The 11287-nt window shown below is 64.1% G+C and carries 10 protein-coding genes and 1 pseudogene; 6 read left to right on the top strand and 5 right to left on the bottom strand.

All coding sequences use genetic code 11. The annotated features are described in order from the left end of the window. Positions 1-55 precede the first annotated feature (55 nt). Positions 56-856 (top strand): SDR family NAD(P)-dependent oxidoreductase, encoded by an 801-nt coding sequence (locus HOV91_RS36565; RefSeq protein ID WP_174189777.1) that lies wholly within the window; start codon positions 56-58, stop codon positions 854-856. Here the strand turns inward: HOV91_RS36565 and HOV91_RS36560 are convergent. Next, positions 843-1247, bottom strand: coding sequence for a hypothetical protein (locus HOV91_RS36560; RefSeq protein ID WP_174189776.1), 405 nt, complete (start codon positions 1245-1247; stop codon positions 843-845). The two genes, HOV91_RS36565 and HOV91_RS36560, sit on opposite strands and share 14 nt — an antisense overlap. Positions 1248-2175: 928 nt before the next feature. Here HOV91_RS36560 and HOV91_RS41300 point away from each other — a divergent pair. The 4 genes and pseudogenes from HOV91_RS41300 to HOV91_RS36545 all read left to right on the top strand — a co-directional run. Then, positions 2176-2343: pseudogene (locus tag HOV91_RS41300) on the top strand (transposase); the annotation flags it as partial. A gap of 303 nt (positions 2344-2646) precedes the next feature. After that, a complete protein-coding gene (locus tag HOV91_RS36555; protein ID WP_217441525.1) occupies positions 2647-5727 on the top strand; it encodes a CHAT domain-containing tetratricopeptide repeat protein in 3081 nt (1026 codons plus the stop codon). Positions 5728-5994: 267 nt separating this feature from the next. Continuing rightward, positions 5995-6477: a hypothetical protein gene (locus HOV91_RS36550; protein ID WP_174189774.1), complete on the top strand. Its 483-nt coding sequence runs from the start codon at positions 5995-5997 to the stop codon at positions 6475-6477. A gap of 448 nt (positions 6478-6925) precedes the next feature. Continuing rightward, positions 6926-7321: a hypothetical protein gene (locus HOV91_RS36545; RefSeq protein ID WP_174189773.1), complete on the top strand. Its 396-nt coding sequence runs from the start codon at positions 6926-6928 to the stop codon at positions 7319-7321. A gap of 393 nt (positions 7322-7714) precedes the next feature. On the opposite strand, the gene HOV91_RS36540 is transcribed toward HOV91_RS36545, so the two are convergent. Further along, positions 7715-8707: an NADP-dependent oxidoreductase gene (locus HOV91_RS36540; RefSeq protein WP_174189772.1), complete on the bottom strand. Its 993-nt coding sequence runs from the start codon at positions 8705-8707 to the stop codon at positions 7715-7717. A 14-nt stretch (positions 8708-8721) separates the two neighbouring features. Next, positions 8722-9327, bottom strand: coding sequence for a TetR/AcrR family transcriptional regulator (locus HOV91_RS36535; protein WP_174189771.1), 606 nt, complete (start codon positions 9325-9327; stop codon positions 8722-8724). Between the two features lie 295 nt (positions 9328-9622). Between HOV91_RS36535 and HOV91_RS36530 the strand changes: the two genes are divergently transcribed. Further along, positions 9623-10015, top strand: a complete 393-nt coding sequence (locus tag HOV91_RS36530) for an alpha/beta fold hydrolase (protein WP_174189770.1) — start codon at positions 9623-9625, stop codon at positions 10013-10015. Between the two features lie 473 nt (positions 10016-10488). On the opposite strand, the gene HOV91_RS36525 is transcribed toward HOV91_RS36530, so the two are convergent. Next, complete coding sequence (locus HOV91_RS36525; RefSeq protein WP_174189769.1) at positions 10489-10842, bottom strand: hypothetical protein; 354 nt, start codon at positions 10840-10842, stop codon at positions 10489-10491. Positions 10843-11031: 189 nt separating this feature from the next. Continuing rightward, the coding region (locus HOV91_RS36520; protein ID WP_174189768.1) for a PucR family transcriptional regulator at positions 11032-11287 on the bottom strand (256 nt) is incomplete at its 5' end.

The raw sequence follows: 11287 nt of genomic DNA, 5'->3' as shown, positions 1-11287 counted from the left end.
GCCCGCCCGCCTGATCCACCCCTCACCCATCGGCCCCGCTCGAACGAAGGATCCCATGACCGCATCCACGCATACCGCGCTGATCACCGGCGCGTCCGCCGGCATCGGCGCGACGTTCGCCCGCCACCTAGCCGCCCGCGGCTACCATCTCCTGCTGGTCGCACGCCGCGCCGAACGGCTCCAGGAACTGGCCGCGGAACTGACCCAGCAGCACGGCGCGCAGCGCTATGAGGTGTTCGCCGCCGACCTCACCGACCCCGCCGCCCCGGCCGCAATCCTCGGCTACGCCGACGAGCAGGGACTGGACATCGACGTCCTGATCAACAACGCCGGGCTGTCGGGAAAGACCGCGTTCGCCGACACCCCCTGGGACACCTTGGCCGCAGAGATCCAACTGATGGTGACCGCTCAGACCGAACTCGCCCATCTGGTCATCCCCGGCATGAAGAAACGCCACTGGGGCCGCATCGTCAACCTGTCGTCGGTCGCCGCGTTCGCGCCACCGGCAGCGAGCCTGCTCTACACCGGGATCAAGTCCTACGTCCTCAACGTCTCACAAGCCCTGGACATGGAACTCAAACCGCACGGCATCCACGTGACCGCCCTGTGCCCCGGCTTCACCCACACCGAATTCCACGACGTCATGGGTACCCGAGACCAAGCCAACCACCTGCCCCGCATTATGTGGCAGCAGCCGGAAGCCGTCGTCACCGAAGGCTGGGACGCCGTCATGAAGGGCAAACCCGTGTGCGTCCCCGGCATCGTCAACAAGATCTCCGCCGCCGCCATGAAGCCCCTGCCCGTACGCCTGGGCTACCTCGCCGGCAAGACCCTCAACCCCTTCAAGAACAGCTGAACCGGAAAGAGATCGGGATCGGGTGCCGGCTGGTCGGCTGTGGCTGCGCTGGCTGACCGGTGACCGCGACTTGCCGCCGGTTCTGGGTGAGGGTGGTGGTTAGGCGCTCCGCGGAGAGCCCAGTCATCGCGGCGTCGAGGTCGGTGAGGACGCGCTCACCCGCGCGGGTGCGGCTTTCTTCGGTCAGCGTGGCCCAGTCACCGCGGGCTGCACAGGCGCCCAACGACATCCCGACCGCGCTCGCGGAGTACGCGGCCCGCTCCAGTGCGCGGGCGATCTCCAGGCGCTTCCGGTACTCCGGACGGTCGCGTAGCGCGTGGTGCGCCCGCTCGGCCGCCTCGCGTTCGGCGCGGCGGCGGTCGGCGGCGATCTGCTCGCGGTCGGTGGTCACGCGGGGTCGTTTGTCGCCGGTGCGCGGGAGCGAGAAGTCGGCATCGCGGTCGCGGCCGATCGGTGGCAGGTCGATGACAAGCTAGGTCACGACTTTCGTCGCCCGGTCCTTGACCGGCGTACCGGTCGCCGGGAAATTGTCACTGTGACGATCGTCGGACAACGGGAACCGCGTACCACATCTCGTCGCGGACAACAGTGGCTTGCGAGTCGGAGTCGAAGACGAGCGCGCGAGGTGGCAGGGCACGGGGCACCGCGCGGCGCTCGTTGGGTGGATGGTCGGGCATGGCGAGGTTCCCCCTCGGGTCGCCGAATCGGACTGGATCGAGTGTGGTAGCGGCAGCCGGCGACAGTTCCATGCACTGCGACCAGAGGCAATCGCATTTGAAACTATGCCCCATCTGGGCATTCGAGCAATTGACGTCCGTTGATCCGCATTATCGGACGTCAACCTGATGCCGTTCCCCGAAGTGGGCACCTCCCATGAAACATGAACTTTCTCAATTGGCCCGTGCGAGGTGAGAGGCCGACGTTCTCGACGCAGCAATGCCGACCATCGGTGACGCTCGTCGCCCCGACCCCACCCGAGTAGGACCTGCCCGATGCGGTGAGCAGCGCGCACGGTACGGGCGCGATAGCCGACGACCCGCCGCGTCGACGCGGCGGCGGCACGTTTCGTTCCCGCACCGTAGGCACTTTCTACTCTTCGGTGTAGGTAGGGCTCTAATTTCTCCGATCACCCACTACGAACGCTGCGATGCAACACGTGTCCATGATGGTGAATTCCGAAGGAGGGCTGACGGAACGGTGGAATCCACCTTCACGCCGGTCGGGCGCTCGTAGATGACGATCGAGTCTGCTTCGATCAGCCAGCGGCCACCGGCGATCGGCATATCGGAGGACTCGCCCTTGGTTGAGGCCCACGGATCGTGACCAAACACGCGTGGCGGGTCGCAAGGTTCAACGATGCGGTGGTCAGTCTGTATGCTAAAGGGCTCACGACCGGGGAGATCCGAGCGCATCTGGCCGAGATCTATGGTGCCGATATCTCGCGGGAGACGATCTTCAAGATCACCGACGAAGTGGCCGGCGAGTTGGCCGAATGGCAGTCCCTCCCGCTCGATCGCGTGAATGCGGTCGTGATGATCGACTGTATCTGGGGCAATCCGGGATGGTCAGGTCGCCTCGCGCCCGGTCTACGTCGCCGTCGGTATCGGCCTCGACGGTGCCTCACATACGCTGGTAACCAGCACTGGGGTCCGTTCAGTTCGGCCGGCACCGCGCAGTTGAGTCGCTGCCTAGACTCGTTGATAGCAGGGCATGGTTGGCGGCGTCGGATGCCTTGCGGATCGATAGGACGTCGTAGCCGATTGCCGGTCCAGGCAACGAGTGAGGTCAGAATGCCCGAAGCCGATCCGGGTCAGGTCGATGGGCCTCGTCCGGAGCGTCACCGCACCCTGACGCAGTCTGTGATGAACCGCCTTCGACAGGCCGACCTGCGGAGGAACCGTACGCTCGTCCTCGGAGCCGACGTGGAAAGCGAAGCGGCAGAACTGGAGTCCCTGACCAGTGAGGACGATCTGCGTACAAGATCGCTTCTAGGCTGGCTGCACTGGTACCGGCTGGCGGCGTTGCCGGTGGATCAGGGCAGGGCGGCGATGGAAGCCGCGGTCGGTCATTTCGCGGCGTGTTTCCTGGCCGGGGAGGATCTGGATAGGTTTCCACCACCAGTACTACCGACTCTGGCAGACGAGGTCGAGGATGAGGCCACGCGGTTGCTCGGTCAGGCAGCTACTTCCGCGGACCTGATCTTTCTCGACAGGGTGGCCGAAGTGTGGAAGCACATCGTGGTCGCGACCCCAGTCGAACAGGCTGAACGAGCTCAACGATTGTTAAAGTTCGGAGCCGCACTGAAGGTCCGCTTCGACAGAGCGGGCATGCAGAGCGATCTCACCGACGCGATCGCCTTCACACGGCGAGCCGTCGACGCAACCGCCACCGCAGATCCGAACCGTGCAAGCCGCTTGACAACTCTCGGGGTCATGTTGCGGCACAGCTTCATCCGGTACGCGCAGCATTCGGACATAGACGACGCCGTATCAGTGCATAGGCAATCCGTCGCTGCTACTCCCCTCGGCCACCATAACCGTGGTGGCCATCTGTCGGACCTGGCGAATTCGCTGTCCACCCGGTTCGAGCGGTTCGGCGCGCTCGCCGACATCTGCGACGCGGTCGACGCGGCTCGTGCAGCGGTGAACACCACCAGCATGGACAATCCGAGCAGAGCCGCGTTCTTGAACAACCTGGCGACAAAATTGTCGACGCGGTTCCGGCGAACGGGAGAGCTATCGGACCTCGAAGAGGCGGTGAGCGTAGCCAGGCAAGCGGTCGATGCCGACCTCACCGATAGGCCGGGCAGGCTCGCCAATCTGGCTAACGCCCTGTCGTATCTGTACTTACAGACCGGCGAATCGGCTGACGGCGAAGAGGCCGCAGAAGTTGGCAGACGCGCCGTCGGCAGCTTCGCGCCCGATGCTCCGGAGCGAGCGGGGGCGCTGTCCAACCTCGGCATCCACTTGCGACGGAAGTTCGAGCAAACGCATCTTCCCGCAGATCTTGATGAGGCGGTGGACTGCGGCCGGAAAGCAGTAGCGGCCACCGCGCAGGACAATCCGATTCGCGCCTTCCGGCTGTCCGAATTCGGCCGTTCTCTGCACGCAAGATTCGAGCAAACCCAGCAGAAGCGCGATTTCGACGACGCAGCAGACAGTTTCCTCGAGGCTGTCGAACTTCGGACCGCCGAGCCCTCGGTTCGTATTCCCGCCGCGCGTTCTGCGGCCTACCTTGTCGCGCAGACAGATCCGGGCCTGGCGGCGAAGCTGCTCGACCGAGCCGTGCGGCTACTGACCGATGCCTCACCACGGCGATTGGCGCGAAGCGACGGTCAGTACGCGCTCGGCAGATACGCTGGGCTCGCCGCCGACGCAGCCGCACTCGCACTCACAGATCCGTCCGTACCCGCGGCGGACCGGCCGGCAAAAGCACTGCAGCTATTGGAACTCGGCCGTGCGGTACTGTTCGGCCAAACCTTGCAGCTTCGAACCGATCTGACCGATCTCACCGCTCACCACCCGCAGCTTGCCCTTCGGTTCACTGTTTTGCGCGAGCAGCTCGATAGCACCACCGAGTCGATCACCCCCGTCACCGGAATCGCGGAGGAGTTGGCCGAAGCCGCGCAATCTCCCGAATTTCGCCGACAGCTGGCAGACGAGCTCGAGCAGGCACTGATCGAGATCCGCTCCTTGGAAGGGTTCGCCGGCTTCGCACTGCCGCCCTCGGTCGATCAACTGACCGCGCAGGCCGCGCAAGGCTCGATAGCACTGTTCAATATCAGTGAATACCGTTGTGATGCAATACTTGTCACTCCGAGCGGGGTGCACAGTATACTCCTACCCGGGCTTTCGGTCGAGAAAGTTGTCGATCAGGTCAACACCTTTCACCACTCTCTGCTCCTGGCTCGCCGCGCAACTGAGGCGACCCAGTGGCAGCCCGCGCAACAACAGCTTTCCGCATGTCTGAGATGGCTGTGGGACAACGCTGCCGCTCCGGTCCTGGATGAGCTCGGACATCGGCAGCCGCGCGCTGCGGATACGCTCGGCCCACGGGTGTGGTGGTCTCCCGGCGGCCTGCTGGGTCTGCTGCCCATCCACGCCGCCGGGTACCACACCGCATCGGAGCCCCGTGGCCGAACAGTCCTGGACCGTGTCGTCTCCTCCTACGTGCCCACGGTCGCAGCTCTACGGCACGCCCGCCGGGCCAGCGGGCCCGCAGTCAGTGAATCCGCAGTAATAGTGGCCATGCCCACCACTCCTCATGTGAAAGGCCGCCTCGCCTCGGTCACCGACGAAGTCCGAATCGTCAGTGCCCGGACGCCTTCACCCATCACTCTGGTCGAACCCGATCCCAACGAGGCGACACCCCCCGAAGTTGGCCGCCTGCCCACCAGAGACAACGTCCTGAGCCTGCTACGCCGGAGCACCATTGCGCATTTCGCCTGCCATGGCATCAGTGACAGCACGGATCCCTCCCGCAGCCGCCTGCTGCTTCGCGATCACACGACCAAACCGCTGACCGTATCCACCGTCGCGGCAATACATCTCGACGATGCCCGGCTGGCGTACCTCTCCGCGTGCCAAACCGCGCTCACCACCGATCAGCGGTTCATCGACGAAGCCATCCACCTCACCTCGGCCTTCCAACTCGCGGGATACCGCCATGTCGTCGGGACACTGTGGGCTGTCAACGACAGCGCCTCTGCCCATATTGCCGAACACTTCTATGCTGGACTCAGCGCCACCCAAAGCCCGGTACCCGACATCGACCACGCCGCACACGCCCTACATCACGCCGTGCGCGACCTGCGTGACGCCATCCCCGCGGCACCCTTTCTCTGGGCGTCCCACCTCCACGTCGGCGCATGAAGCGAAGACAAGCCGATCGACCCGAGCCTCGATGCACGTAAACCGTCACCGAACTGCTGCGACAACGCAATCATTACTATCGACAAACCAGGAGAAGGGAGTCGCCATGCCATCGAGCAGCGAATCAGATCCGGACGCTGCGACCGGCGGTGCAACCGACGACACCGCCGCAGAACTTCCACCCGAGCTGGGTTGGCTGAAGTTCGAATCCGTGACACGCGAAGTCACAACGGATAGGCTGTCGCCGTCGACCGAAACAGATCAAACATGAGCGATCAGGGGAAGGAATACGCCTCCTTCATCGCCGCGGAACTGAAAACCGAGCACGACCGCCGAGACACAGCCAACAACCGTGCCGCGGCCGCACTCACCGCTACCACGGGGTTGATAACGCTCGTCGCTGCCGTCTTCACCGTGCTTCGTGGCAAAGACTTCATACTCACCGGCCCCGCCAAAGCGACATTGCTGCTCGCGCTGATCGCCATGCTCATCACCGCCGCACTGTCATTGTTCGCCGGCTTTGCGAAATCCTACGACTCGGCAACGGCATCGACCCTGCACACCATGATCGACACCCATTGGACCGACTCGGAAGTGAGCGCCCGCAACGCGACCGCTCGCTGCAACATACAAACGCTGCAGACACTTCGGGCTGGGACCAACTTCAAATACCGAGTCCTATCCTGCGCAGGAATCTCTCAGATGATAGCCGTGCTATCACTGATCGCCTGCACCGGATTCGCGGTCTGATCCGGCCCAATCCACACACCACTACTAAGTGTCATCCAGCCACGGCGAGTTCGCAGTGATCCCGGTCGAACGTCGCGGTGGCGATCTAGACGAGTGGATAAAGCAGGTTCGCGAGGCGGGGACTGACCGAGCTCGGCCTAGACACTCGACGCCGTGGGGAAAAACGACGCGGTGGAGACGAAGAAGTCGGCCGAGCAACTGCTGACCCAGGCCAAGTAGCAGGGAGTTGACCTTGTGAGCCCGGGGCCGCACAGGAACGCCAGGACACCCACAGCTGCCACGGCGAAAATCGATAAGTGCAGCCCGACGCGGTCAGGCATCATGGCTGGCATGCACGACTGGCCTGCACCTGACTCCGGCGAGATCCCGACCCCGGAGTTGGTAGCCGCGTGGGTAGCGCTCGACACTATCCCGTCCGAACGAATCCCACTGGGCAGCGCACTGGCTCATGCAAGGCTACGACGGTGAAACGCTCCGGATATTGGCTGGGTTGAGTGGCACGGATCCTCACGATGTCCACGACATACTGCCCGCGGCGCTGGCCGACTGCACCGTCGCAATTCCGGACTCGGACGCAGCTGCGGCCCAGGTGGCGTTCACCAAACTCGCACGCATGCACGCCGACAACCGAGCCACCGAGAGATGGGTACTCGCCAAGGTTTGCGAGATCGTCGCCCGGTCCGACTATGCCGACAGCGTCATCGCACTTCCGCTCGGCCAAATATTCGATCTCGAAGACGAGTGGGTAGCGGGCTGGGGCCGAACGGAACAGCAACTCGTATATGAGATACAGAACGCATGCAGAACTCAACTCGCCACGAGTCACGCGGCACACGACCGCTGATCCAGCCGCGCCGTCGAGCGGCTCGAGGTAAGTTCAGAGAAGTTTGCTCCGGTGCCCAATGCTCAACATCAATCCCAAGATGCTCACTCGTTTGGGCGAGGTCGAAAGACCTGCGAGCGGAACCGCCTTCCGTGCGGTAGGGGTCGCGGATTGGCAGGCGAAAAGCAACGACAATGGCTTGACCAGCGGTTATCTCAGAATGACTGGAATCGACGAAGTCCGTGTAGCGCTGGGCCAGTCGCGGTGCGGTTGAGGTTACGAAGTCGTTCAGGTCCACGCGTCGGTTCTGGAGCGTCGTGGACAGCTCGATCAAGTGCTCGATGGGGGCCGGCTATCCCAGTCCGGTGCGCCGCCGCACTGCCGGTCCCGGCTGTGGGCTCGATGGATGGCGGGTCATTGTGTGATCACGATCTTGCCGTTGGCTTTGCCGCGCTCAACGTAGGCCATCGCCTCGGGGGTGTCGGCGAATGGGAAGGTCCGGTCGAGCACGGGGCGCAGGATCTGCTGGTCGTAGAGCGAGGCCAGATGAGCGAGCTGGTTGCCGTCGGCTCGCATGAAGAAGAACGAGTAGCGCACGCCCCGCTTCTTGGCTTGGGCGCGAATCTTGCGGCTCATCAGGTACATGACGGGGGAGAGCAGCGGCTGACCGATCTGTTTGGCGAAGCCCGGGTCGGGTGGTCCGACGACGCTGATCGCGATACCACCGCGGGCGAGTACGGTCAGTGACTTCTGCAGGCTGGCTACACCGAGAGAGTCGAGGACGACGTCGTAGCCGGAGAGCTCCCGGGTGAAGTCTTGTGTGGTGTAGTCGATGACTTCGTCGGCCCCCAACGCCCGGACTTTGTCGAGGTCTTTGGTGTGCGCGGTGGTGGCGACAAAGGCTCCGAGGTGTTTGGCGACCTGGATGACCGTCGATCCGAGACCGCCGGCGCCCGCGTGGACCAGCACCTTCTGTCCGGGCTGAAGGTCGGCGGTCTCGACGAGTGCCTGCCAGGCGGCGAGTGCCACCAGCGGCACTGCGGCGGCCTGCTCGAACGACAGCGAACCGGGCTTGCGGGCAACGTCGGCGGCGTCGATAGCGATGGCCTCGGCGAAGGCCCCGATCCGCAAGTCCCTCGGCCGTGCATAGATCTCGTCGCCGACTTCGAACTCGCGCACGTCTTCCCCGACGGCAGTCACGACTCCAGCGAGGTCGTGCCCCAGGACGAAGGGCGGTTTGTACTTGAGGAGTTGTTTGAATTCGCCGTTGCGCACCATCTTGTCCAGCGGGTTGATGCTCGCCGCGCGGATGTCGACGAGGACGTCGTTGCGGCCCGGCGTCGGGGTGGGGATGTCGGCGGGCTCGAGTCCGTCCTCGCCGTAGTGGTCGACCACGAATGCCTTCATCGGTGCTTCCGTCCTTACTGTTGTGGTGAGCTCGAGGGGGTTGTCGGCGGCTGGGCCAGGGCGAGCGCGTTAGTGACGCCGGCGGCGAGGACGCGATCGGAAAGTTCGCCGTCGGTGAGCGCACGGGCGAGCTGCAAGGTGCAGATCAGTGCGGTGAACAGCCCTGTCGCCCGATCGTAGGAAGCCTCGGGGTCGTCCGGGTCCAGGCGGTGTGCGATGAGGGCGAGGATGGACCGCACGCCGGTCGTGTAGGCGTCACGGATCTGTATGTCGCAGCGGCTGATCTCGTCCAGCAGCGCCGCCGACGGGCATCCGTTCTCTCGGTCATCGCGGTGGGCCGGGGACAGGTACTCGCGAATGAAGCGCTCCAACCCATCGGGCCCGTCGGGCATCGCCTCGATCATCGCGCGCTGGGCCGCGAGCTGATCTGCGACGACGTTCGCGATGAGATCGTCCTTCGAGGTGAAGTGCCCGTAGAACGCGCCGTTGGTCAACCCGGCGTCGCCGACCAGGGACGCGATGCCCGAGCCGTCGAGACCGTCGCGCTTGATCCGGCGTGCGGCGGCATCGATCAGCCGTCGTCGCGTCGCGTCCTTGTGATCAGCGGCATACCTGGCCATGGGTGGTGCTCCGTTCGGGTTCAGTGTCCCTCTCGACATTACATTACGATCATAATAGTATGACCGTAATCCAATGAACGCATGCAAAAGGGACGTCATCATGCCCACCTGGAAAGACGCACCGACGCAGACCCATCGAGGCCGCCGGTGTCACCTTCGCCTACCGGGAGCTCGGGGCGGCGTCCGAGGTCCCGATCGTGTTCCCGGACCACCGCGCGTTCGTCCCCGAAGCGCCGGCCTTCCTGGCCGTCGCCGACACCCACCCGACTCGCCAACCACAACTCGAAGACCGGCCATGAATTCCGACCAGCAACCGAATGGCATCGTGAAGACCTACCAGGACGCGCCCACCCGGACAATCGAGGCGGGTGGGATCACCTTCGCCTACCGCGAACTCGGCCCTTGCGGTGGTATCCCCGTCGTGTTCTTCGTTCACCTCGCGGGCAACCTCGACAATTGGGACCCCCGAATCATCGACCCGATCGCCGCTGGTCGCCACGTGATCGCCTTCGACAATCGGATCGCCAACGGCGACCACGACCGCATGGTGCCCTCGCCACTCTCCGAGGACCTCCACCGCCGAATCCCCGGATCGGACCTGATCATCTACCCCGGCTCCGGGCACGGCGCAATCTTCCAGTTCCACGACAAGTTCGCCCCGATCGCGGCCGCTTTTCTCGCCGACTGACGCAAGGGGGTGAACGCTGGATCGCTGATCGCGCGCGTAGCCGCTGAGGAATCTTCCGGCGCTCGGATGCACGCCGCCCGTCCAGGAGTCCCAGACTGGTGAGGTTGCGTAATCTGTGCGCCCGGCGTTCGTGGTGGGCAAATACACTCGACATTCTGGCCTGGATCCGCGTGACCGGCCGAGATGCCGTCGCGCCATACCGTGGATCGGCGCCTTATCGGCGACTGCCGGACGCGTAAATCCCCCGCCGATTTGGATGAACGGCCTCGGGTTCCATGCCCACAGGTATGTGACGAGGTTTGGCATCATGCTTTCGAAGTGCTACGTGGCAACCTAGGCCAAAGGGGTGAACAGTTCCAGCGTAGGGCTGTTGAGAGCCTTGGCCATCCCGGGCTGCGTCGCTTCGACCCACACGGCGGTGGTCGTCGGTTGGCAGCCTGGCATGCATCGCAGCAGTGGGCACGGCGTCGAGATCACCTCCATCGCAATTGTCGACACCGGGGCTGCGGTGGGATGAGTTTGGTCCAGAAGTCGTGGCGTACTGCGTCCCACAACTTGGCCATTTCCGGAAGGAGTTCTCGTGCTTGCGCGAGATCCGGAAAGTCCTCGGGGCCGAAGGATACGATCGGCGTGGCACTGGCCGTCTCGTGGACTGCGACGATGGAGATCAGGTGGTTCTGGAACGGCAGCCATGTCGCGCGCAATCCGCCGGCTTCGGTTCGTCGCATATCATCCATTTCTGTTTCCAACTCGTCGACTTTTCGAGAGCGATTCCGACCGTGGTCGAGGTCGAACTTCCGCTGATTCTTTTGCGCGATTATTGCCATCGGCCGGTTCCGGTGCGGGAACGGGGTAGAGAATGCAAACTCCCTCGTTTCGCAAATCGTAGACGTGCCGGGTCGTGGAATCCTTCGGTCGGTGGCGCTTTCCCAGCGCGGGCGACGCCGTCCTGCGGCGGCGGGAACGGTGGACGCTGATCGACCGGAGTAATTCCGGGCGGGCCAACCCCCGCCTGCTCACCTTCGGTAAGTGCGGGCAACCAATGCCGAACGCAGATGCCACAGCCCGCTCGCCATGGTGGGATCGAATCCGGTGAGCTGAGCGATCCGCTTGAGCCGGTAGTCCACGGTGTTGGTGTGTACGTGCAGTAGCCGCGCAGTGCGCCCGCGGTTCAGGTTGTGTGCGATATGGACCTGCAGGGTCTCCAGCAGTTCAGGATGTTCGTCCAGTGGGTCGAGCAGCGACCCGAGATGCTCACGGGCGGGCCCGGGG

Source organism: Nocardia barduliensis (assembly GCF_013315795.1).
In the GTDB taxonomy this organism is placed as follows: domain Bacteria; phylum Actinomycetota; class Actinomycetes; order Mycobacteriales; family Mycobacteriaceae; genus Nocardia; species Nocardia barduliensis.
Note: the sequence above shows the minus strand (reverse complement) of the source record. Positions and strands in the feature narration are given on the sequence as shown.